The 23,858-nt window shown below is 72.0% G+C and carries 18 protein-coding genes; 15 read left to right on the top strand and 3 right to left on the bottom strand.

The annotated features are described in order from the left end of the window. Positions 1–205 precede the first annotated feature (205 nt). The 3 genes from TsocGM_RS17845 to TsocGM_RS17835 form a co-directional block, all read right to left on the bottom strand. Positions 206–985, bottom strand: a complete 780-nt coding sequence (locus TsocGM_RS17845; RefSeq protein ID WP_126726822.1) for a zinc ribbon domain-containing protein — start codon at positions 983–985, stop codon at positions 206–208. 578 nt (positions 986–1,563) lie between these two features. Further along, a complete protein-coding gene (locus TsocGM_RS17840) occupies positions 1,564–2,682 on the bottom strand; it encodes a hypothetical protein (RefSeq protein WP_126726821.1) in 1,119 nt (372 codons plus the stop codon). Between the two features lie 57 nt (positions 2,683–2,739). Next, positions 2,740–3,012: a hypothetical protein gene (locus TsocGM_RS17835; RefSeq protein ID WP_126726820.1), complete on the bottom strand. Its 273-nt coding sequence runs from the start codon at positions 3,010–3,012 to the stop codon at positions 2,740–2,742. A gap of 310 nt (positions 3,013–3,322) precedes the next feature. On the opposite strand from TsocGM_RS17835, the gene rsfS reads away from it, so the two are divergent. The 15 genes from rsfS to TsocGM_RS17760 all read left to right on the top strand — a co-directional run bounded on the left by rsfS (position 3,323) and on the right by TsocGM_RS17760 (position 23,542). Next, positions 3,323–3,883: a ribosome silencing factor gene (rsfS, locus tag TsocGM_RS17830; protein ID WP_126726819.1), complete on the top strand. Its 561-nt coding sequence runs from the start codon at positions 3,323–3,325 to the stop codon at positions 3,881–3,883. A 62-nt stretch (positions 3,884–3,945) separates the two neighbouring features. Beyond that, positions 3,946–5,802, top strand: a complete 1,857-nt coding sequence (argS, locus tag TsocGM_RS17825) for an arginine--tRNA ligase (RefSeq protein ID WP_126726818.1) — start codon at positions 3,946–3,948, stop codon at positions 5,800–5,802. Between the two features lie 230 nt (positions 5,803–6,032). After that, positions 6,033–6,302, top strand: a complete 270-nt coding sequence (gene rpsN / locus TsocGM_RS17820) for a 30S ribosomal protein S14 (RefSeq protein WP_126726817.1) — start codon at positions 6,033–6,035, stop codon at positions 6,300–6,302. Between the two features lie 234 nt (positions 6,303–6,536). After that, positions 6,537–10,700 (top strand): AAA family ATPase, encoded by a 4,164-nt coding sequence (locus TsocGM_RS27680; protein ID WP_126726816.1) that lies wholly within the window; start codon positions 6,537–6,539, stop codon positions 10,698–10,700. A 120-nt stretch (positions 10,701–10,820) separates the two neighbouring features. Further along, positions 10,821–12,299 carry a neutral/alkaline non-lysosomal ceramidase N-terminal domain-containing protein gene (locus tag TsocGM_RS17810; RefSeq protein ID WP_126726815.1) on the top strand — a complete coding sequence of 493 codons (1,479 nt, stop codon included), beginning with the start codon at positions 10,821–10,823 and terminating at the stop codon, positions 12,297–12,299. Positions 12,300–13,428: 1,129 nt separating this feature from the next. Then, positions 13,429–13,965, top strand: a complete 537-nt coding sequence (gene pyrR / locus TsocGM_RS17805; protein WP_126726814.1) for a bifunctional pyr operon transcriptional regulator/uracil phosphoribosyltransferase PyrR — start codon at positions 13,429–13,431, stop codon at positions 13,963–13,965. Between the two features lie 77 nt (positions 13,966–14,042). Beyond that, the gene (locus TsocGM_RS17800) at positions 14,043–15,035 is read left to right on the top strand and encodes an aspartate carbamoyltransferase catalytic subunit (protein WP_126726813.1); all 993 of its coding nucleotides are present in this window, start codon (positions 14,043–14,045) and stop codon (positions 15,033–15,035) included. A gap of 73 nt (positions 15,036–15,108) precedes the next feature. Further along, positions 15,109–16,410, top strand: a complete 1,302-nt coding sequence (locus tag TsocGM_RS17795) for a dihydroorotase (RefSeq protein ID WP_126726812.1) — start codon at positions 15,109–15,111, stop codon at positions 16,408–16,410. A 173-nt stretch (positions 16,411–16,583) separates the two neighbouring features. Then, the gene (locus TsocGM_RS17790) at positions 16,584–18,077 is read left to right on the top strand and encodes an STAS domain-containing protein (RefSeq protein WP_126726811.1); all 1,494 of its coding nucleotides are present in this window, start codon (positions 16,584–16,586) and stop codon (positions 18,075–18,077) included. A 104-nt stretch (positions 18,078–18,181) separates the two neighbouring features. After that, positions 18,182–18,835, top strand: coding sequence for an NYN domain-containing protein (locus TsocGM_RS17785; protein WP_126726810.1), 654 nt, complete (start codon positions 18,182–18,184; stop codon positions 18,833–18,835). A 127-nt stretch (positions 18,836–18,962) separates the two neighbouring features. Then, a complete protein-coding gene (locus TsocGM_RS17780; RefSeq protein ID WP_126726809.1) occupies positions 18,963–19,328 on the top strand; it encodes an SRPBCC family protein in 366 nt (121 codons plus the stop codon). A gap of 90 nt (positions 19,329–19,418) precedes the next feature. Next, positions 19,419–20,669 carry an ADP-forming succinate--CoA ligase subunit beta gene (gene sucC, locus TsocGM_RS17775; RefSeq protein ID WP_126726808.1) on the top strand — a complete coding sequence of 417 codons (1,251 nt, stop codon included), beginning with the start codon at positions 19,419–19,421 and terminating at the stop codon, positions 20,667–20,669. Positions 20,670–20,749: 80 nt separating this feature from the next. Beyond that, positions 20,750–21,634 (top strand): succinate--CoA ligase subunit alpha, encoded by an 885-nt coding sequence (sucD, locus tag TsocGM_RS17770; protein WP_126726807.1) that lies wholly within the window; start codon positions 20,750–20,752, stop codon positions 21,632–21,634. A gap of 43 nt (positions 21,635–21,677) precedes the next feature. Continuing rightward, positions 21,678–22,280, top strand: a complete 603-nt coding sequence (locus TsocGM_RS17765) for an NUDIX domain-containing protein (protein ID WP_126726806.1) — start codon at positions 21,678–21,680, stop codon at positions 22,278–22,280. A gap of 113 nt (positions 22,281–22,393) precedes the next feature. Then, positions 22,394–23,542, top strand: a complete 1,149-nt coding sequence (locus TsocGM_RS17760; RefSeq protein ID WP_233579006.1) for a group I truncated hemoglobin — start codon at positions 22,394–22,396, stop codon at positions 23,540–23,542. The last annotated feature ends 316 nt before the right edge of the window (positions 23,543–23,858 follow it).

The raw sequence follows: 23,858 nt of genomic DNA, 5'->3' as shown, positions 1-23,858 counted from the left end.
CCATCGAGCGCGGAAGGCCCGCGGCGATCCCCTCCCCGATCCCTCATCGAGAACGCCGGGATCGGGGCGATCCCGGTCGATCGGCGTCCGGTCCCGGGGCTCGGCGCGATCGGCGCCAAGCCTCCCCGGTCCCTCTCAGCGGGTCACATCGCCCGCCCAGACGCTCTGGTCCCTCCCGCCGTGATCGTGATGGCGATTGGGCCGTTCAACCCGGCCGTCGCCGTCGTCCGGGGGGAAGGGAGCCGGGGCGTCGGGCGGGATCGTCGCGGTGCGAACGCTGGGAGTCACGGCGTCCCTGCCGTCGGCGGCGATCCCGCTCGGCCTGTCGGGCCAGGCTCCTGGGGTCGATCGGGGCGGTCGGGGTCTTCTCGTCGAGCCCCCAGCGGTCGCAGTACAGGCAATAGGCCTGCGGCGGCAGCAGCCGGGAGCCGCAGGCCGGGCATCGGGAGGTCGAGGAGGTCTGGGGCCCCGGCCAGGGGACGAGGCCCGTGCCGATGAGCCGAGTCGGCCTTGGCAGGTCGCCCCGGCCGTCGGCTCCCCGGGGGTGGCCGGCGTCATGCCGGCGAGTGGGCTCTCCGCGCTCCGCCTCGACGTCCGGGCCGGGCTGCCGATCGACGATCGCCTCGATGCCGGCCGCCCCGGCGGCCTTCCCCTCGGACGACGTTCTCCCCCGGGAAGGCTCCGGGGCTCCCAGGCCGGCCCAACGGGGGTCGGCAAGCGGGTCGGGAGCGACCAGCCGGACGCCCAGCCGCGCGGCCGACAGCGATGAGAGCGTCACGACGATCCCCTCGGGCCGCTCCCACACCTCGATCAGGCCCGCGACATCCATCGAGGCCAGTTCATCGAGCGTCTCGTCCTCGTCCAGCCCGAGGGCGTCCGCCAGCTCGGTCGGGGTCGACCAGGCGATCGGACCTCGGGCAATCGCCTCCAAGAGATGATGCCACAACGACGGTAAGGCGTCGCCGGGACTCGTCGGGGTGCTCACGATCCGAACTCCGGTCGAACTCGCACTGGCCCCGTCGCGCGGGGCGGAGTGATTGGGCGAGAACGAAGAGAAGAAGAGCGAAGAGGAGAGGAATTGCAAAGAACTGGGTGAAGGCTGAGAACGGAGCGCTGCCCGAGTTCACCGAGCGCTGAGGACTCGAATCGTGGGGGGGCGGTCGGGTGGCCGGGGTTCGGGTGCCTCGGGGGCCGTCCGCGGAACCCATGCCCTCGTCGGCCTCGACACGGGTGGAAGACAATCCGAGGCACCCACCCGAAGGGAGAGCCGCCGAACGGGCGGGACGGCTGGGGTCGTGTCGACCCCAGCGTCGGGAGGCAGTTGGGGCTGGGGTCGACACGACCCCAGCCGCCCCGGCCCCACCCCGTGCGACACTCTGATCGGTTTCCGCCCGATCCGATGGATCGCGCCGCAAGGCCCCCCGGGGACGGTGACCGATCCGAGCGATCGGGGACCACCCCGCATGATGTGAACAAACAATCATTGCTGTGAGGCCGCGGGGGTGACTCGACGCCGGCCATGCTCGGGCGTCCGTTGTCCGACTTCGGGGAGAATCGGCCTCATCAGGAGGCGGCCGGAGGGGCGTCGGCCGGTTCTGGGGAGGTCGATTCGAGCGTCTGGAACTCCTCGGGGGAGAGCCCGCGGCGGACGGGGACCAGGCCGATCGGCTCGTCGGGGGCGGCCAGCGGGAGCGACTCGATCCGGGCGAGGCGATCGAGCTCGGCCTCGGTCGGGGGGGCCACGCCGGGCAGCGCGGCCTCCTGCTCGGCGATGCTGGCGACCCGTTCGGCCTCCGCGATCGCGGCGGCGGCGTCGGCCGAGCGGGCGTCGGCCTCCCAGCAGCGCAGGGTGGCGATCGCGGCGTCGGGGAACTGGGAGAGGCCGTCGAGCACCTGTCGGACCAGGCCGAGGGCCGTCCCCTCGGGGGCCTGTCGGGCGAGCACGAAGGCGGCCACGCAGGCGTTGGCGTCCCGGGCTTCCAGGGCGTGCCGGGCGAACGCCTCCAGGTCGTCGGGAGGGGCGCCGTCGAGCTGCTCGACGTAGCGCGAGACGAGCCTCGGGTTCACCCGGTCGGGGCGGTCGGTCGCCAGGTCGATCTTCCGCTGGTCGTCGGGGTCGGGGGCCAGGGGGCGGAAGGCTTCGAGCTGTCGTCGGGCCCATTCGAGGGCGGCCTCGTCGCCGGCGAGGGAGGCGTCCTCGTGGAAGCGGAGCAGGCCGTCGAGCGTCGGGGACGGGTCGCCGCCGGCCACGCGCCGGGTGTAGGTCCGGGCGCGGAACTCGTCCTCGCGATTGCGGAGCTGCTGCTCGATCAGCGAGTCGCGCAGCAGCCGGTTCGTCTCGCGCTGGAGGGCCTCCAGCGAAGCGGCTTCCCGGGCGCGCCGGCGGTCGTCGGCGGCCTCGGCCAGCCGGTCGAGGAAGGCCCGGGGGGTGGGGCTGAAGGTCTCGGCCTCGGCGGCGAGGGCCGAGCGCAGGGCGGCGGCGGCCTCGGCGGCCAGGCGGCGGGCGACTCTCGGGGTCAGCTCGCCGCGCCGGACGCCGCGCTGAAGCTCATCGCGGCGGGCCCGGAATCGGGCCAGGGCCGCCTCAGCCTCGGGGCGGAAGGCGGGGGAGGCGTCGGCCCCGGCCTCGTCGGCGCGGACGCCGATCGGGCCGAGGGGCACTCGGCGGGGCGTCAGGGACATGAGCGGTCACTCCAGGGGGTTGGTCGGGTTCGGGCCCGGCGGCTCGGCCGTTGGCGGTCAGGGGCGGTGCCCGGCCTGCGCCGCTCGGGGGCCGTCCGCGCCTCGCCGCAGCGACAGGACGCGGGCGGCCCGCCGGGCCGCCTCGCAGCGCGACCGGCCGCAGCGGGCGACCGTCTCGGGCAGCTCCGGGCAGGAGAGCCGGGCGACCCACCGGCCGTCCCCCCGACGCTCCCAGCTGATCAGCCAGCGCATCCGGCCGAGCGAACGCCGGAGCCGGTCGGCCCGCCTCGCGTCGCGATCGTCGGCCCATCGGGCCAGCGCGGGGATCATCGCGGGGGCTCCCGGTCGGGTTCGGGTTCGGGTTCGGGTTCAAGATCGGGTTCGGGGCCCGGCAACGGCCGTCGTCGCCGCGGCGCCCTCGACAAGACTATCGAGAATCCGGCCGCCTCCAGTCACAATCGTTTGCCACGCTCTCGATTCGACCCGTCCCCCTCGGCCCAGACATGGCCGGATCGCCCTTGCCCTGATAAAATGTGGCGGCACGGATCCGAACGGATCGCTCGGCCGCGTGTCGGCCTCGTATCGAATTCCGATCGATTCCCACCGCCCCGAAGCGGCCCGATCCCCGACTGGCGGACCCATGCCCGACGCCAACCCGACCCAGCCCGACGACCGGTTCCCCGAGCAGCCCGAAGGCAAGATCCCCTTGCTCCCCCGCCGAGCCCGGGTGCACGACGTGCAGGACGACGTGCCCCCCGCGGCCGTGACGCGGTCGTCCCCCGAGCGACAGGCCCGCGCCCTGCAACTCGCCCGGCAGTGCGCCCGGATCGCCGAGGAGAACCGCGCCCGGGAGATCGAGCTGCTCGACCTCCGGCAGTCGACCCCGCTGTTCGATTACTTTGTGGTCCTCACCGCCCCCTCTCGTCGGCAGGCCAACGCCATCGTCTCGGAGATCGACCACGAGATGAAGCGGCTCGACGAGCGCAAGCTCGGCATCGAGGGCTCCGAGGAGGGCCGCTGGACCCTGATCGACTACGGCGACTTCGTCGTTCACGTCTTCTCCGACGAGGCCCGCGCGTTCTACGCCCTCGAGGACATCTGGGGAGACGCCCCCCGCCTCGACTGGAAGGACGACGCCTCCCCGGCCTCCCCTGCCGCCGACGCCGACCCCGGTTCCGGCCCGGCGGGTGAGCCCTCCTGACCCGGACCTGGAACCGATCCGAATCGCACTCTTCGCATCGCACCGAGACGCCCCGGTCGACCATGAACATCCTGAACCGCCTGCGCCGGGCCTTCGCCGACGCCGCCCCCGAGGGCCTCTCCGCCGACGCCTTCTCCCAGGCGGTCCGCCCGAGCACCGACCCCAGGTTCGGCGACTACCAGGCCAACGGCTGCATGGCCGCCGCCAAGGCCCTCGGCCGCAACCCCCGAGAGCTCGCCGCCGAGGTCGCCTCCCGAGTCGACCTGTCGCCGATGGCCGGCCCTCCCGAGGTCGCCGGCCCCGGCTTCCTCAACGTCCGGCTGATCGAGGACTGGATCGCGGCCGCGCTGGGCGACCTCCTCGCCGACGACCGCCTCGGCGTCGAGCCGGTCGACGACCCCGAGACGATCATCATCGACTACTCCTCGCCCAACGTCGCCAAGCCGATGCACGTCGGCCACATCCGCTCGACCGTCATCGGCGAGAGCCTCTCCCGCATCCTCGCCGCCCAGGGGCACAAGGTCATCCGAGACAACCACCTCGGCGACTGGGGCCTCCAGTTCGGCCAGATCCTCTGGGGCTGGAAGCACCACCTGGACCGCGACGCCTTCGAGCGCGACCCCGTCGGCGAGCTCGCCCGCCTCTACCGCCTGGCCGCCGCGAAGATGAAGCCGGCCGAGGACCTCGGCCCCAGGCTGGCGAAGGTCCAAGCCCTGGAGTCCCAGGGCAAGCCCGACGAGGCCGCCGCCCTCTTCGCCCGGCTCTTCGGCGACTCCGGCCTCTCCCGCCCGCAGGCCGAAGCCGCCGTCGCCGAGGCCCTCGCCGTCGCCGAGGCCGCCCGCGAGGAAACCGCCAAGCTCCACGCCGGCGACCCGGAGAACCGCAAGCTCTGGGAGCGGTTCATGCCCCACTGCCTCGAAGCCCTGGAGGGGATCTACCAGCGCCTCGGCGTGAAGTTCGACGTCCAGCTCGGCGAGAGCTTTTACGACGCCATGCTCCCCGAGGTCGTCGCCGACCTGAAGGCCAAGGGGATCGCCCAGACCAGCGCGGGGGCCACCGTCGTCTTCACCGAGGCCACCTCGGCCCCCATGATCGTCCAGAAGCGCGACGGCGCCTTCACCTACGCCACCAGCGACCTCGCCAAAATCAAATACTGCGAAGAGGAGTTCGACGCCGACCGCCTGCTCTACGTCGTCGACAGCCGCCAGGCGGACCACTTCAAGCAGGTCTTCGACGTCGCCCGCTCCTGGGGCTACTCCTCCGTCGACTTCGAGCACGTCGCCTTCGGCACCATCCTCGGCCGCGACCGCAAGCCCTTCAAGACCCGCTCCGGCGACGTCGTCGGGCTCGAATCCCTGCTGGACGAGGCCGTCGCCAAGGCCCGCGAGGTCGTCGACGAGAACAGCGCCCACCTGCCCGAGCAGGAGCGCGCCCGCATCGCCGAGGTCGTCGGCATCGGCGCCGTCAAGTACGCCGACCTCTCCCAGAACCGCCTGAGCGACTACGTCTTCGACCTGGACAAGATGGTCGCCATGAACGGCAACACCGCGACCTACCTCCAGTACGCCTACGCCCGCACCCGCTCCATCTTCCGCAAGGGGGAGACCACCCCCGAGGCCATCCGCCGGGCCCGCCCCCCCATCTTCATCACCCACCCGGCCGAGCGCGCCCTCGGCCTCGCCCTGCTCCGCCTGCCCGAGACGCTCGACGTCGCCGCGGCCGAGCTGAAGCCCAACGTCTTGACCGACTACCTGTTCGGCCTGGCCAACCTCTTCAGCTCCTTCTTCGAGGAGTGCCCCGTGCTCAAGGCCGAGTCTCCCGAACGCCGAGACAGCCGCCTGGCCCTCTGCGACCTCACCGGCCGCACCCTCGCCTTCGGGCTCGACCTGCTCGGCATCGAGGTCGTCGAGCGGATGTAACCGGCCCGCCACTCCGGGCAACGGGGGCCGGCTCCCGACGGCTCCGCCCCCGCCCCCACCCTCTTCCCTCCGCCATCCCGATCGCTCGATCGGGAGCCATCTTCCCAGCCGCCCAAGGCGTCGGGTATGATGGTCCAATTCGGATGTTCACGCCGGGTCGCCGGGCATGGCCCGCACGGAGCCAAGGCCGCCCGGGGCGGCAGATCGCGATCCCGATTCGGAGGGCCGAGATGGCCTCGAAGTCCAGCGTCGAGAAGATGAAACGCATCGAAGAGCTGGTGGCCAAGTACGCCGAGCGCCGCAAGGCGCTGAAGGAGGCCGGCGACTACGCCGCCCTGGCCCGCCTGCCCCGCAACTCCAGCCCGGTCCGCCACCGCCGCCTGTGCGCCCTGACCGGCCGCTCGCGCGGCAACTACCGCAAGTTCGGCATCTCCCGGATCATGCTCCGCCAGCTGGCCCACGAGGGGAAGATCCCCGGCCTGAAGAAGGCCAGCTGGTAATCGCCCCCGGCGGCCGGCCCCGCCGGCCCCGCGCGATCGTCCCCGGATTGCGGGCCGCGCCGGTCGGGTCGGCCCGGCCAGGTCCGTTTCCCGTCCGAACCGCCCGGCTCGAGGCTGCCGACGCGGTTCCGACCTCGGGAGGGTAGCGCAGCCGGGCCGGGTCGTCGGGCCTCGAGATCGGTCGCGGAGGCCCCCCCTCGACCCCCTCCCCGGCCCGACGCCGCCGCAGTCGTCATGGCGCCTCCCATCGAGACGCTGGCCCCGTATGTCCCCGCGCTGGTCCTGCGCCGCTTCGCCGCCAACCCCCGGCGGATCCGGCAGGAACTGGAGCGGGTCCTTGGCGTCGTCCTCTTCACCGACATCTCCGGCTTCACCGCCCTCACCGAACGCCTCGCCGACCGCGGCCCCGACGGCGCCGAGGAGCTCAGCCGGCTGCTCAACGCCTACTTCTCCCGCCTCATCGCCCTGATCGAGGCCCACGGCGGCGACGTCCTCAAGCTCGCCGGAGACGCCCTCGTCGCCCTCTTCCGCTCCAGCGACGAAGAGCCCATCCGCAACGCCTCCCTGCACGCCGTCCAGTGCGGCCTGGCCATCCAGCGCACCCTAGGAGCCTTCCCCGCCGCCGAGGGCGTGACCCTCACCTCCAAGGTCGGCATCGCCCTCGGCCAGTTGCTCGCCCTCCACGTCGGCGGCGTCTTCGACCGCTGGGAAATGATGATCGTCGGCGATCCGCTCGGCCGCATGGCCCAGGCCGAGCACCGGGCCCGATCCGGCCAGCAGGACGTCATCCTCGCCCCCGAGGTCTGGCGACAGGTCCGCCGCCACTGCCTGGCCACCCCCCTCGACGAGGGCTTCGTCCGGCTCGATCGGGTCGAGAACCCCTTGCCTCTCTGGCCCTTGACCCGCCCTTGCCCCGCTCCCGAGGCGGCCCCCGGGCTGCTCGGCTACGTCCCCGGCGCCATCCGCTCCCGCCTCGAGGCCGGCCAGACCGGCTGGCTCTCCGAGCTGCGCCGGATCACCGTCCTCTTCGTCAACCTCCCCGGCCTGAACCGCACCGCCCCGGGCGACCTCGACCGCATCCAGTGCGTCATGCGCACCCTCCAGGAGGCGATCTACCGCTTCGAGGGCAGCGTCAACAAGCTCAGCGTCGACGACAAGGGGATCACCCTCGTCGCCGCGCTTGGCCTGCCTCCCCTGGCCCACGAGGACGACCCCGCCCGAGGCTCCCGAGCCGCCCTGGAACTGGTCGATCGGCTGCGGAAGCTCGGCGTCGACTGCGCCGTCGGCGTCACAACCGGCCTGGCCTACTGCGGCGAGATCGGCGGCTCGAGCCGACGGGAATACACCATCATCGGCGACGTCGTGAACCTCTCCGCCCGGCTCATGCAGGCGGCCCTCCAGTCCGGCGAGCCCGGGGCCATCCGGTGCGACGCCGAAACCATCCGAGCCGCCGCCGACCGGGTCGAGTTCCAGCTCCTCGGGCCGATCACCGTCAAGGGCAAGGCCGACCCCGTCGCCGTCGGCCGGCCCGTCCGAGCGATCGAGCCCCGTCCCGAGGGCTCCGGCAGCACCTCCCTCTTCGTGGAGCCCTTCCGGCCGCTCGGCGAGGCCCTCGGCCGCGCCCTCCGGCCGTTCGTCGGCCGGGTGGCCGAGCTCAACCAGCTCGAACGCCTGCTCGACGCCGTGGGAGACGGCCGGGGCCGCCCGGTGATCCTCGAAGGGGAACCGGGGATCGGCAAGTCCCGCCTCATCGCCGAGTTCTCCCGGCGCGCCCGCCAGCGCGGCCTGGTCGTGCGCGGCGGGGCCGCCGAGGCGGTCGAACGCTCGACCGCCTACTTCGCCTGGCGGCCCATCGTCGCCCGGCTCCTCGGCGTCGGCCCGGATGACGACTCCCGCTCCCGCCTCGATCACGTCCGCACCCGACTGGCGGCCTCCCCAGGCCGGCTAGACCTCCTGCCACTGCTCAACCCGATCCTCGCCCTCGACGAGCCCGACACCGAGATCACCGCCCCCCTCTCCGGCCCGGTCCGAGCCGAGAACACCCGGGACCTGATCGTCACGCTGCTCCGAGAGGCCATCGACCGCGACGGCCCCACCGTCATCGTCCTGGAGGACGGCCACTGGCTCGATTCCGCCTCCTGGGCCCTCACCGCCTCGATCGTCCGCGCCCGGATCGGCGGCCTGCTGCTGCTGCTCTCCACCCGCCCCGTGCGGGAGGCCCGCCCCGAGGAGCTGGACGCCCTCATGACCGACCCGGCCCGCGTCCTGCTCCGGCTCGAGCCCCTCGACCGCGACGACGCGATCGCCCTGGCCCGCTCCCGCCTGGGGGTCGACGAGATCCCCGCCCCCCTGCGCACGCTCATCCGCCGCAAGGCGCAGGGCAATTCCCTCTTTATCGAGGAGCTGATCCAGTCCCTCCGAGACTCGGGCAAGATCCTCATCGAGGGGGGCTGCTGCCGCCTTCCCCCCGACTTCGACCCCCAGGACGTCTCGGTCCCCGACACCCTCCGCGGCCTGATCACCGACCGCATCGACCGCCTCCCCCCGGCCCAGCAGATGACCCTGAAGGTCGCCAGCGTCATCGGCCGCCAGTTCCCCTACCGCCTCCTCTCCGACATCTTCCCGTTCGAGCAGGAACGCCCCGCCCTTCCCCGCCACCTCGACGCCCTCGAACACCAGGACCTCACCTACCGCGGCCCCGCCGAGCCCGACCTGTCGTACCTGTTCAAGCACGTCGTCACCCAGGAAGTCGCCTACGACCTGCTCCTCTTCGCCCACCGCCGCCGATTGCACCGGCGCGTGGCCCTCTGGTTGGAGCGGAGCTCCACCGGCGAACTCTCCCCCTACTACCCCCTGCTTGCCCACCACTGGGGACGGGCGCAGGTGATCGACCGCGCCCTCTCCTACCTGGAACGCGCCGGAGAGCAGGCCCTACGCGGGGGCTCCGCCACCGAGGCCGCCCGCTTCCTCGAGGAAGCCCTCCGCCTGGCCGCCACCGACCCCGCTGGCGTCGACTCCGGCCGCCTGGCCCACTGGGAAGGGCTCCTGGGCCGCGCCTACCTCGACCTCGGCCGGACCGCCGAGAGCAAGCGGCACATCCTCAACGCCCTCCGCCGGCTCGGCCGGCCGATGCCCGAGGGGCCCGCCCCGCTGGCCCTGGCCTACGGCCGGCAGCTCGCGCTCCAGGCCTCCCGACGCCTTTTCCCCAATTGGCTCATCGGCAAGGGCCAGGGCGACCCGGCCGAGCTTCGTCGCCTGGCCGTCTCCTACGACGTGCTCGGCCAGATCTCCTATTATGCCCAGGACACCGCCGGCGGCGTCTTCGCCGCGCTCCGCGCCCTGAACCTGGCCGAGGGGGCCGGCCCCTCCCCCGAGCTGGCCCGCTCGTATGCCACCATGTGCATCGCCGCCAGCCTCGTGCCCGCCCACCGCCTGGCCGAGGTCTACAGCCGCCGCGCCCGCGACGCCGCCGACACCATCGGCGACCCCGCCACCGACGCCTGGGTCTCCGAGCTGACCGGCATCTACTGGCTCGGCGTCGGCCGCTGGGAGCCCAGCCGACAGGCGCTGACCCGAGCCGTCGCGGTCAACGACCGCCTCGGCGACTGGCGGCGCTGGGAAGAAAGCGTCGGCGAACTCGCCCGCCTGGAGTACTTCCGCGGCAACTACCACTCCGGCGCCTCGGGGTTCGACGCGATGGGCGTCATCGCCCGGGAACGCGGCCACCCCCAGGCCGAGATCTGGTGGCGCAACGGCCTGGCCAAGAACCTCTTCCGGCTCGGCCAGGTCGACCGCGCCGCCGCGCTGCTCGAAAGCTCGCCCACGCTCCGCAGCCCCGGCGTCGACCGCGCCGACGCCATCCTCGGCCTCGGCTTCCTCGCCCTCGTCCGCTGGCACCTCGGCCGCGAGGCCGAAGCCCTCGCCGCCGCTGAGGAAACCCTGGCGCTGATCCTCCGCGCCCGCCCGATCGTCAACTACAACCTCGAAGGCTACGCCGGCACCGCCGAGGTGCTCCTCTCGTGCTGGGAACGCCACGTCGCTTCCGGCTCCCCGGCCCCGGCCGACCTCCGCCGCCGGGCCCTCCTGGCCTGCTCCGCCCTGGAACGCTTCGCCGGCGTCTTCCCCATCGCCCGCCCCCGCGCCCGCCTTTGCCGAGGCCTCGCCCGCTGGCTCTCCGGCCGCCACCGCGCCGCCCGACGAAACTGGCGGGCCGCCGTCGCCGAGGCCGAACGCCTCAGCATGCCCTTCGAGCACGCCCGAGCCCTCACCGAACTGGCCCGCCACGCCCTCCCCCGCGACCCCTCCCGATCCCTCGCCCTCGCCGAGGCCCTCGAACTCTTCGAGGCCATCGGCGCCTCCGCCGAGGTCGACCGCGTCGTCCGCCTCCGTGCCGAATGATCCCCCTCTGCCTCCCCTGGCCGGACGCTTGCATCCCCCGCAACCCCCCGGGACACTGGGCGCCACGCCCCGGGGCCGACCGATGCGGAGTCGTCCCGGCAGGACCCTGGAGACCCCACCATGACCCGAATCCCCCCCCGCTCCTCGCCGCTGGCCCGGGCCATCGCGCCGGCTGCGGCCCTCCTGATCGCCCTGGCCAGCCCCTCGGCCCGCGCCGACGACCCCGGCCCGTTGCGGGCCGGCGCCGCCACCAGCAACATCTCCCCCCCGCTCGGCTCCTCGCTCAACGGCGGCATGACCGACCGCTCCGCCTCCACCATCCATGACGAGCTGCACGCCCGCTGCCTCGTGCTCGACGACGGCCGCTCCCGCCTGGCCCTCGTCGTCTGCGACCTCTGCATGATCCCCCGGCAGATCGTCCTCGACGCCAAGGCCCAGATCGAGGAGGCCACGGGGATCCCCCCCGATCACGTCCTGATCTCGGCCACGCATTCTCATAGCTGCCCCACCTGCGCCCCCGTCTTCCAGAGCGAGACCGTCGCCGGCTACCCCGAGTTCCTCTCCCGTCGCATCAGCGATGGCGTCCGACGGGCGTTGAACAACCTGGAGCCGGCCGAGGTCGGCTCCGGCGCCGGCTCGAACGACCGCCAGGTCTTCAACCGCCGTTGGCATATGAAGCCCGGCACCGCGCTGCCGGACCCCTTCGGCGGCACCGACTTGGTGAAGATGAACCCGCCCGCCGGCAGCCCCGACCTCGACCGGCCCGCCGGCCCGATCGACCCCGAGGTCTCCATCCTCTCGGTCCGATCGGTCGCCGGCCGCCCGATTGCGCTGCTGGCCAACTACTCGCTGCACTACGTCGGCGGCACCGCCTCTGGAGGCGACGTCTCGGCCGACTACTTCGGCATGTTCGCCGACCGGGTCGCCCAGCTCCTCGAGGCCGACCGCCTCGACCCCCCCTTCGTCGGCATCATGTCCAACGGCACCAGCGGCGACATCAACAACATCAACTTCCGGGAGCCCCGAGCCCGGCTCGAGCCCTACGAGCAGATGCGCCTCGTCGCCAACGAGCTGGCCGAGGAGGCCGTCCGCGTCTCGAAGTCGCTCGACTACCGCTCCGACCTGACCCTCGACGCCCGCACCACCGAGCTTCAGCTCGGCGTCCGCCTTCCCTCCGAGGAGGACCTCTCCCGCGCCCGGTCCATCCTCGACGCCGCCAGCGGCCCCGTCATGCGCACGCTCGAGGAAATCTACGCCCGGGAGACGCTCCTGCTGGCCGAGTACCCCGAAACCGTCCCCGCCACCATCCAGGCCCTCCGCATCGGCGACCTCGGCATCGCCGCCATCCCCTGCGAGGTCTTCGTCGAGATCGGCCTCCAGATCAAGCGAGAAAGCCCCTTCCCCCGCACCTTCACCATCTCGCTGGCCAACGGCTACAACGGCTACCTCCCCACCGAGGCCCAGCACAAGCTCGGCGGCTACGAAACCTGGCGAGCCCGCTCCAGCTACCTCGAAGTCGGCGCCGCCTCCAAGATTACCGAAGCCGTACTCTCGCTCCTCGGCACCCTGTTCGACTCCGCCAACCCGCCCGCCGACTGAATCCCCGATCTCTTGATCGGCGGAGGACGCCCTCCCGGGGAGGCCGGGAGCGACTCGCCCCCCAGCCTCCCCGACCCTTGCACGAACCGAGAACCGAGAACCGAGATCCCCGGATCCTCGGGATCGTCCCCTCCTCGATCACCGGCCTCCGGCTCCTCTCCCGCTCGTCCCGACGATCCGGGAGGTGCCCGATCCCCGCCCTCACCCCCCTTCAGGTCCGATTCCCTGACGATCGCCCTCGCCTTCCCCGAAGATCTTGCCAGCAAGCTCGCTCGGCCCCCTCGTCGAGCCTGCTGCCCGACCGGCCGCGTTTCCTTGGCAATTCGCATCCCATCATTCACGCTCCCGATCGGGGCGATCACCGGGACGATCGGGTGGCTCCCGGCCGCCGCCCGGCCGGTCCGGGGCGATGGCGACGCTCCCCTCGACGCGCGGTCCTCTCGGCGCGGAGCGAACCCAACGCGATCGCCGCTTTGAAGCGCAACCAATGATTTTGCAAGAGAATGCGTCGATGGCCCTCCGGCGTGATTCAGCGCACCGATCGGCGCACCGGCCTCGGGAACGCCCCCGTCCGGGCGGGTCCGATCCCGGGATCCGGGACCGACGATCGGCCGGCTTGGGGGTGACGGAAGGGGGAAGCCCCCGCATCGGAGGCCCCCCGGACCCGGAGTCTCCTCGGCCCCAGCTCCCCGGAATCGGACCGTTGCGGACGGGAGGAGCCCGGCGATCGAAGCCCGGCGCACCGGCGCGAAACGAACCCAATCCGCCGGACTCGGCCCGCCGCAACCCGTTTCCCAGATGGGACAAACGGCGAAGGTTCCGCGTCTGGTCCCAGCGCACCGACCGCGCACCGGGCCGGGCACACGCAATCTTTACCCAGGTTTCCGAGAATCCGGGGGGAAGCCGATCCCGACGCCTCCTAGGATGTCTCCAGTCACATCCCCCTCGGCCGGCGCCGGGTCACGACCCCACCGACCTCCCCGGCGCCGGCCGTTCTCCTCTGCCCCCCGGGCCCGTCCCGATCGCGGCCGTTCTGCTTGTCGGCGGGAGGGCCCGAGGATACGATCGCACCGACCGGGCGGCGGGCCCGGCGGCAGCGCGACGCGACGCGAGGCGAGGTCGACGCATCATGGCACGGGCCGAATCGAGGCTCTTCGGCTCCGACGAGCTGGGAGCCCTGCTCGACCGGGTCGCCCGGCAGGTGGCCGAGGGCCGGATCCCCGGTGTTCCGCTGCTCCTGGTCGGCATCCGGACCCGAGGGGTGCCGATCGCCGATCGGCTGGCCGCGCTGATCGGCGACGGCGTGCCGGTCGGGGCCGTCGACATCACCCTCTACCGGGACGACCTGGGCCTGCAAGGGCACTGGCCCGTTCTGAAGGGGACCGACATCCCCTTCGAGGTCGACGGCGCCGAGGTGGTGCTGGTCGACGACGTGCTGCACACCGGCCGAACCGTGCGGGCGGCGATGAATGCCGTCTGCGACCTTGGGCGGCCGGCCCGGGTCCGCCTGGCGGTCCTGGTCGACCGCGGGGGGCACGAGCTGCCCATCCGGGCCGACTACGCCGGGGCGGCCGTCGCGGCCTCCCCGGAGGAGCGCATCGAGGTCCGTCTCCGGCCGATCGACCCCGACGACGAGGTCGTCCGGGTCGGTCCCGCCCCCTGCTGACCTGATCGGATCCGACCGACCGCTCGCCTGCCCTGCCGATCGACCGACCGACCACCCCCGGCGAAGGAGCAACCGCCGTGAGCACCCCCCCGGCCCCGACCGGCGAGGCGCCGAGTCCGGCCGCGACCCCGTCCTGGACCCGCCGCCACCTGCTCGGCCTGGAGGACCTGTCGGCCGGCGAGATCACCGCCATCCTCGACACGGCCGACTCCTTCGCCGAGGTTTCCGACCGCCCCCGCAAGAAGGTTCCCGCCCTGCAGGGGAAGGTCGTCTTCAACCTCTTCTTCGAGAACTCCACCCGCACCCGCACCAGCTTCAGCCTGGCGGCCAAGCGCCTCTCGGCCGACGTGCAGGACTTCGCCGCCAGCACCTCCAGCCTCTCCAAGGGGGAGTCGTTCATCGACACCGCCCGGAACATCGAGGCGATGGGCTGCGACGTGATGATCATCCGGCACTCCATCTCCGGCGCCCCGCAGCTGCTGTCCAAGCACGTCCGCTCCTCGGTCATCAACGCCGGAGACGGCGCCCACGAGCACCCCACCCAGGGGCTGCTCGACCTGATGACCATCCGCCGCAAGAAGGGCCGGATTGAAGGGCTCACCGTCGGGCTGGTCGGCGACATCGCCCACTCCCGGGTCGCCCGGTCGAACATCTGGGGCCTGACCAAGCTTGGCGCGAAGGTCATCCTGTGCGGGCCCCCGACGCTCGTCCCCCGGGGCTTCGAGGCGCTCGGCTGCGAGGTCGCCCACCACCTCGACGAGGTGCTCCCCCGGCTCGACGTGGTCAACGTCCTCCGCATCCAGTTCGAGCGCCAGCAGAAGGGGCTCTTCCCCTCCGTCTCCGAGTACTTCTACTTCTACGGGATGACTCGGGAGCGCCTGGAGCGGTCCAAGCCCGACCTGCTGCTACTGGCTCCCGGGCCGATCAACCGGGGGGTCGAGCTGACCCCCGAGGTCGCCGACGGGCCGAACTCCGCCATCCTCGACCAGGTGACCAACGGCCTGGCCGTCCGGATGGCGGTGCTCTACCTCGTCAGCGGCCGGGGCCCGGGCGCCTCGAAGGCCGAGTGAGTCATCCCGTCGGGATCCCCAGTCCGCCGCGCCGGCGCCGCCGGCCCCGAGCCGCCGAGAAGGATAGCCAGCCGTGAGCACGATCCACATCAGGGGAGGCCGCGTGATCGACCCGGCCCAGGGGCTCGACGCGACCCTCGACGTCTGGCTCCACGACCGCAAGGTCCTCGCCGTCGGCCGAGAGGCTCCCGCCAACGCAAGGCCCGACGAGGTCATCGACGCGGCCGGCCTGGTCGTCTGCCCCGGGCTGATCGACTGCCACGTTCACCTCCGCGAGCCCGGCAACGAGGAGGACGAGACGATCGCCACCGGCGCCGACGCCGCCCTGGCCGGCGGCGTGACCACCGTGGCCTGCATGCCCAACACCCTCCCGCCGCTGGACACCCCGGCGGGGGTCGAGTACATCGTGCTCCAGGCCAAGCGGGCGAAGAAGTGCAACGTCTACCCCGTCGGCGCCGTCAGCAAGGGCCGCACCGGGGGCGAGCTGGCCGAGCTGGGCCGGCTGGTCGAGGCCGGCGCCGTCGCCTTCACCGACGACGGCGCCCCGGTCGCCAACCCCGCCCTGATGAAGCGGGCCTTGCAATATGCCAGCATGTTCAACAAGGTGATCATGCAGCACTGCCAGGTCATGGAGCTGACCGAGGGCGGCGTGATGAACGGCGGTTTCCAGTCGATGCGCCTGGGGATCCCGGGCATGCCCCCGGAGGCCGAGGACATCATGGTCGCCCGGGACATCCGCCTGGCGGAGGTCACCGGCGGCCGGCTGCACATCCAGCACATCTCCACCGCCCGGGCCGTCGAGCTGGTGCGCGAGGGGAAGCGTCGGGGCGTCCGCGTCACCGCCGAGGCCTGCCCCCACCACTTCACCCTGACGGACGACCGCCTCGAATCGTTCGATTCGCATTTCAAGATGAATCCTCCCCTGCGAACGAAGGCCGACGTGGACGCCGTGATCGAGGGGCTGGTCGACGGCACGATCGAGGTCCTCGCCACCGACCACGCCCCGCACGCTCCCGAGAAGAAGGCGAGGGAGCTGAACCTCGCCCCCTTCGGCATCATCGGCCTGGAGACGCTGGTGCCGCTGGTCGTCACCCACCTGATCGGCCCCGGCCTCCTGGACTGGCCGGCGGCCATCCGCATGCTTACCGCCGCCCCGGCCGAGCTGCTCGGCCTGCACCACCGCAAGGGGAGCCTCCGCCCCGGCATGGATGCCGACGTGACCATCCTCGACCCCGACGCCCGCTGGACGATCGACCCCGAGCGCTCCCGCTCCAAGAGCCGCAATACCCCCTTCGCCGGCTGGGAGGTGGTCGGGCGGGCCCACACCGTCATCGTCAACGGCGAGGTCCGCTACCGCCTCGGCCCCGAGGCCTGACCCGCCTCGTGTCGCGATCGGTCGACAGGGCCGGAAAAAGCCGGGACGATCGCCGGCCGGATCTCGCTGATCTTCCACGTGGGGCTCGCACGCCGCGGGCTCCCGAGCGGAGGCCCGGCCGAGCGTCGCCGGGCCCCTCGGAACCCAATGACTTCCCGACGGGGAGCGTGAGGATGGACCGCGCAATCACCCCGGCGGCCGGCCTGGCCGCCGTCGGGCCGGACGACGTCCGCGCCCGGCTCCTCGCCGACCGCGAGGCTGACCGCCGCATCGAGGACTGGATCGCCGCCCGACTCGACGGCGACCGTCCCCGGCCCCAGCCGCAGGCCCTCTCCCTGGTCCGCCGCCTCGACCCGGGCCCGGCCCCGCACCATCACCGGAAGCGGGCCGGCGACGGGTCCGCCACCGCCCCTCAGGCCGGCTGGAAGCGGATCAAGGTCGAGCTGCGGGGAGACGTGGCGGTGGCCCACCTGCTCGACTCCCAGCTCCTCGGCGAGGGGCCCATCGACGAGCTCCGCCGTGAAGTCCGCGACCTCTGCGCCTCGGGATGCGGCCGGATCGTGCTCGCCGTGGCCAACGTCGGGCGGGTCTCCAGCCAGGTCCTCGAGATCCTGGCGGCCCTCGACCGCCACTGCCGGGAGACTCCCGGCGGCCGGCTGAAGCTCTGTCGCGTCGGGGCCGAGCTGGGCCGGCTCCTGGAGCTCTCCGGCCTCGACCGCCGGATCGAGATTGCCCCCGACTTGGCCGCCGCCCTGGCTGGCCCCTGGCCGCGGGGCGGCCCCCGGCTCCCCTCCGAGATCCTCGGCGAACTCAACCGCCGACGACCCGAAGAGCCGGTCCTCCCCGAGGAGGCTCAGGCCGATCCGGCCGACGACGAGGAGGCCGACCCCGCCCCTCCCCGGTTCTCGCTGACCATCCGGCGCGACGGGACGGTGATGGGCGTCCTGCCGATTCCCCCCGAGGGGCTCCGGATCGGCCGCGAGGCTCCCTGCGAGGTCCGGGTCCGCAACCGGGCCGTCAGCCGGGCCCACGCCTGGATCGGCGAGCGGGGAGGCCGGCTCGTCCTGGAGGACCTTGGCTCGACCAACGGGACGACCCTCGACGGCCGGACGATCCGGGGAGAGTCCTCCCCGATCCGCCCCGGCTCGACCTTCGAGATCGGCCCGTTCCGCTTCGAGCCCGCCGACGCCGACGCCTCGGTCGTCGAGTCGATCCTCTCCGAGTGGGGCCCCGACCTCGACCAGCCGGACTCGGTGGCGATCCCCCCCGGGCCAGACCGCGACGGGACGGCCGAGGAGACGATCGACACGAACCCGGTCCTGCGATCGGAGCGGATCGAGGGGGTCCTCGTGCTCTCCCCAACCGTGCCCCGCCTGGATGACGAGCCGACGATCGAGGCGATCCGACTCCGCCTCGACGAGCTGCTGGACCGGCCGGGACCGGCCCCCCGGATCGTGCTGAACCTGGCGCCGCTGGTCGGGCTCTCCGGGAGGGCGATCGGGCTGCTGATGGCCCACCACCTCCGGCTCCAGCGGCTCGGAGGAGGCCTCCGGCTGGCGCAGGCCTCGGCCCCGGTGGCCACGGCACTGGAGATCGTGGGGGTCTCGACGCTGATCGAGACGTTCCCGACGATCGACGAGGCGGTCCTCCGCCGCTGGGCCGACTGACCCGACCGCCGGCTCGATTTGCCGCAAGACCGCCCCTCGTCTATCCTTGATGGAGGAGGGCCGGGCGTCCGGCCCCCGCCCCGGAAGCCGGGGGAGCCGGTCCGATGCGGCTGCTGATCGACGGCTACAACCTGATGCACGCCGCCGGGCGGATGAACCGCCGCTTCGGCCCCGACGGCCTGCGCCGCGCCCGCCACCGGTTCCTCAACGACCTGGCCGACGCCCTCGGACCCGAGCGAGCCGTCCAGACGACCGTGGTCTTCGACGCCTCCTCGCTGCCACTGAATCAGCCCCCCGAGTCGTCGCACAAGGGGATGACCATCATCTATGCGATCGAGGACGAGGACGCGGACTCCCGGATCGAGCTGCTGATCGCCCGGGACTCGGCCCCGAGGTCGCTGTCGGTCGTCTCGACCGACCGCCGGATCCGGAGGGCCGCCGAGCGCCGGCGGGCGGCCTCGATCCCGGCCGACGAGTTCCTCGACTTCCTGGACGCGCTCCGGAGCCCCCCCCGGCGGGCCGCCCCGGTGCCGAACCGAAAGGAGAAGGCCGACCGGCCGGACATCCTCCCTCCCAAGGAGGTCGAGACCTGGCTCCGGGAGTTCGAGGGGATCGACGACGACCCGATCGCCGAGCAGGCCTTCGGCCCCGGCCCGGCCGACTGGACCGACGAGGATCTGGAGCGAGTCGCCCGAGAGGTCGAGGCCGAGTTCCGGGACGTGGTCCGGCCGCTCTCGCCGAGATCACGGCGGCGATGATCGGCGGGGGCTGGCAGCGGGAGCCCCAGGCTGGTAAAACCTTGCGCTATCTCGTTGCCAGGCCCCACCGACAAACCCGGGTCGACCCCGCCCCGCCGGGCTCGACTGACCGGGAGGCCTCCCCTCCATGCCCCTGATCTTCTCGACCAGCCGGCCCATCGCCGCCCCGCCGACGTGCGTCTTCGGCACGATGACGAGCCCCGACGCGATGCGATCCTGGATGCCGCACCCGCTCCGCATCGAGCCGCGGACCGGGAGGCCGATCGGCGGCCTCGGCAGCTGCTGGCGAAAGACGCAGACGATCTGTGGCTGGGAAGGCTCGGAGGTCTTCGCGTTGACCCCCGGGCGGATGGGCGCCACCTTCCGCACAAGGTCCGGAATGGGTCTGGACGCCATGCAGCGGCATCGGGAGGCCGCCCCGGCGTCGGAAGCGCCGGCCCCGTCCCTCTTCCCGACCGGCTCACCCCGCCCGGCACCGGGATCGACTCCCTAAGACGCCACGACACGAGACGACACGACACGGCGCACGCCCCCTCACTCCCACCGGACACCAACCGCAGCGATCCGATCGAGACCGACCCCCATGAAGATCCACGAGTACCAGGGCAAGGACCTGCTGAAGGCCGCCGGCGTCGCCGTCCAGGAGGGCAAGGTGGCCTCCACCCCGGAAGAGGCGGCCAGGGCGTTCGAGGAGCTGGGCTGCTCGCTCGGCGTCGTCAAGGCCCAGGTCCATGCCGGCGGGCGAGGCAAGGGGATCGCCATCGGCCCCGACGCCGACCGGGCCGAGGCCCTGGCCATCGCCTCCGGCCAGAAGCCCCGCCCCGAAGGCGTGGCCCAGGGTGTGCAACTCGTCCGATCGGCCGAGGAGGCGAGAAAGGCGGCCGAGAGTCTGCTGGGCAAGACCCTCATCACCTATCAGACCGGCATCGACGGCGCGAAGATCAACAAGGTGCTCGTCGCCGACGGCGTCGAAATCACCCGGGAGCTGTACCTCGGCATGGCCGTCGACCGAGCCGTGCAGGCCCCCGTGCTGATGGCCTCGACCGAAGGCGGCGTCGAGATCGAGGAGGTCGCCAAGAAGACCCCCGAGAAGATCCACCGAGAGCCGATCGACGTCGGCTTCGGCCTGGCCGACTTCCAGGCGAGGAAGCTGGTCAAGGCCCTCGGCCTGGAAGGGGCGGCGGCCAAGAACGGGCTCGTCTTCTTCAAGAACTTCGTCAAATTCTTCATCGATTCGGACTGCTCGCTCGCCGAGATCAACCCGCTGATCGTCACCGACTCGGGCCAGGTCCTCGCGCTGGACTGTAAGCTGAACTTCGACGACAACGCGATGTACCGTCACAAGGACATCGCCGCGCTGCTCGACCCCGCCGAGGAAGACCCCAACGAGATGAGGGCCAGCGAGAGCGGGCTGTCTTACGTGCAGCTCGATGGCGACATCGCCTGCCTCGTCAACGGCGCCGGCCTGGCCATGTCGACCATGGATGTGATCAAATATCACGGTGGCGAGCCCGCCAACTTCCTCGACGTCGGCGGCGGCGCGAACAAGGACCAGGTGCTGGAAGCCTTCCGCATCCTGCTCTCGTCCGACAAGGTCAAGGCCGTCCTCGTCAACATCTTCGGCGGCATCATGAAGTGCGACATCATCGCCGCCGCCCTGCTGGCCGCCTACGACGAGATCGACTTCAAGGTGCCCCTGGTCGTCCGCCTGGAGGGGACGAACGTCGAGCAGGGCATGAAGATGCTCGAGGAGTCCGGCCGCAAGATCATCACCGCCAAGGGCCTGACCGACGCGGCGCAGAAGGTCGTGGCCGCGGCGAAAGGCTCGGCCTGAAGCGGATCGGAATCACTCGAAGGCGACCTGACCCCGGGGTGGGCGACGCCCACCGGAAACGGCGAACCAAGACCGCACCCATGAGCATCCTCGTCGACAAGAACACCAGGCTGATCTGCCAGGGGATCACCGGCAAGGCCGGCCACTTCCACGCCGAACAGTGCCAGGCGTACGGCACGAACCTCGTCGGCGGCGTCACGCCCGGCAAGGGCGGGCAGACGACCCTCGGTGTGCCGATCTTCGACACGGTCGAGGAGGCGGTGAAGGCCACCGGGGCCGACGCGAGCATGATCTTCGTGCCGCCTCCCTTCGCGGCCGATTCGATCATGGAGGCGGCCGACGCCGGCATCCGGGTGATCATCGCCATCACCGAGGGGATCCCGGTGATGGACATGGCCCGGGCCGTCGCCTACCTGAAGGCGCACCACCCGACGGCCCGGCTGATCGGCCCGAACTGCCCGGGGGTGATCACGCCGGGACAGTGCAAGATCGGCATCATGCCGGGTTATATCCACAAGCCGGGACGTGTGGGCGTGGTCAGCCGGTCGGGCACGCTGACCTACGAGGCGGTCTGGCAGCTCACGAACCTGGGGATCGGCCAGAGCACCTGCGTGGGCATCGGCGGCGACCCGGTCAACGGCACGGACTTCGTGGCCGTCCTGAAGATGTTCCAGGACGATCCGGAGACGGATGCCGTGATGATGATGGGAGAAATCGGCGGCAACGCCGAGGAGCAGGCCGCCGCGTTCAAGAAGTCGGGCGGCTTTACCAAGCCGATGGCCGCCTTCATCGCCGGCCAGACCGCCCCTCCCGGAAAGCGGATGGGGCACGCGGGGGCCATCATCTCCGGGGGCTCGGGCAAGGCGTCGGACAAGATCGCCGCTCTGGAAGACGCCGGCATCCTCGTGGCCAAGAGCCCGGCCGACATGGGCGTCACGCTCCAGCAGGCGATGCAGCAGGCGTGAGTCCCCACCCCGAGCGTTTTTTTCGGGACATTGGAGTGCCTCGGTGACGCTCGACGAACAGCCCGCCGACCGCCCGGATCCGGATCCGGCGGCGGCGGGGAATCCCTGGACGATCCGATCCAGCCGGATCGTCTACGACAACCCGTGGATCACCGTCCGGGAGGACCAGGTCCTCCGGCCTGATGGTCGTCCCGGCATCTACGGCGTCGTCCACTTCAAGAACCGGGCCATCGGGGTGCTGCCGGTCGAGGAGGACGGATCCGTCTGGCTCGTCGGTCAGCACCGCTACCCGCTCGACTCGTACTCGTGGGAGATCCCCGAAGGCGGCGGCCCGATCGACGAGCCCCCGGAGGAAACCGCCCGGCGCGAGCTGCTGGAGGAGACGGGGCTGTCGGCCGATCGCCTGGAGCTGATCGGCACGATGCACCTGTCCAACTCCGTGAGTGATGAATATGGTTACATTTTTCGGGCGACCGGCTTGACCCGGGGCCGGAGCTCCCCCGAGGGGACCGAGCGGATCGAGGTTCGCCTCGTCTCCTGGGATGAGGCCCGGGCGATGCTCGACCGGGGGGAAATCACCGATTCGCTCTCGGTCGTCGCCCTGCTTCGCGAGGCGCTCCGGCGGGCGGAACGCCCCGGCCCTTGATGCCGGTCGGGCCGAGGCGATAGAGTCGGGGTCGAGCGGGGTCTCCGACTCCCCGGGACCGTTCTCGAGGGCAGGGGATCGCCGCATCGCGACCAACGGCCCAGGTGTCGACCATGATGGCCCTGCTCCCCTTGCTCGGCGGCGCCGTACTCTCCCTCGCGATCGCCCAGGATTCGGCGGGACGGCCGGCCTCTGAGGCGGCGGAAACCGGCGACGCCTCGGAGGTTTCCCGGGCGATCGACGCCCGAGTCCGGGAGGCGGCGGCGGAGGTCATCCGAGAGGGGGTGGTGCTGTTCAATGAGCGTCGGGATGCGCTGGGGTGCTATCGAATTTATCAGGGGGCGCTGATCGGTTTCGGGCCGATGCTCAAGCACCGGCCGCAGCTCCGGGAGGCCATCGCCTCGGGGCTGACCCGGGCCGCCGAGGCGGCCGCGACCGACGTCTCGCAGGCCGCCTTCGACCTGAGGGGGCTGCTCGACCGCGTCTTCGAGGAGACCGGCCAGGTCACCATCCCGGATCGCTCGCTCTGGGACCGGCTCGGGGGTGAGGAAGCCGTCCGGGCGGTCGTGCACGACTTCGTGGCGCTGGCCGCGGTTGATCCGGACGTCGATTTCTTCCGAGACGGCCGGTTCGCGCTTGACGCCATCGGGATCGCCCGGCTGGAGCGGCTGCTGGTCGAATTTATCAGTTCGGCCAGCGGGGGGCCGCTCGCCTACTCGGGCCGGGGGATGGAGGACGTGCACCAGGGGATGGCGATCTCCGGGGCCGAATTCGACGCGCTGGCGGCCGACCTGGCGGCCGTGCTGCGTAAGTACGAGGTGCCTCGGGCCGAGGCCGACGAGCTGATCGCGCTCGTGGCCTCGACCCGGAAGGAGATCGTGGAAGTCCCTCCGCTGTGGGATCGCCTGGGGGGGGAGGAGGCCGTGCGGGCGGTGGTGGACGACTTCGTGGCGAGGACCTCGCGGAACCCCGAGGTCAACTTCACCCGAGACGGCCGCTACCCGCTCGACGAGGACGGCGTCCGGCGGTTGAAGGACCTGCTCGTCCAGTTCATCAGCGAGGCCAGCGGCGGGCCGCTCGTCTACGAGGGTCGTCCGATGGGCCCGGTCCATCGCGGCATGGGGATCACCAGGGCCGAGTTTGACGCCATGGCCGCGGACCTGGCCGCCTCGCTCCGCGAGTACGAGGTCCCGCAGGCTGAGATCGACGAGCTGCTGGCGGCGGTGGAGTCGACCCGGGGACAGATCGTCGAGGGCCGGTGACAGCGGGATCGGTCGGCCCCCCTCGATCGGCCGTTTGGCTGTACGACGCCCGACCTTGAGCGCCTCCAAAACCGCTTGATCGGTTCCATCAGCGAGTTAGGATTGATGGGAGAGAATGCCCGATCTGGGCGACCGCGTCTGGCGGCGATGCCCCGGCGCGGGGCCGGCCGTGCCGGCGGGGTCGATTCGTCCTCGCCCCGCGACGATCGGCGTCCGAGCGTCGGTGCCTTGGGGCCCGGCGCCCCCACCGGCGACGGGGAGTCCTCGAGCGGATCTCGCGCTCGGGCCGCCGCCCAGTCGTTTGCCGAGGAAGGGG

This window comes from Tautonia sociabilis (assembly GCF_003977685.1).
Taxonomy (GTDB): domain Bacteria; phylum Planctomycetota; class Planctomycetia; order Isosphaerales; family Isosphaeraceae; genus Tautonia; species Tautonia sociabilis.
This window is presented reverse-complemented; position numbering and strand designations above follow the sequence as displayed.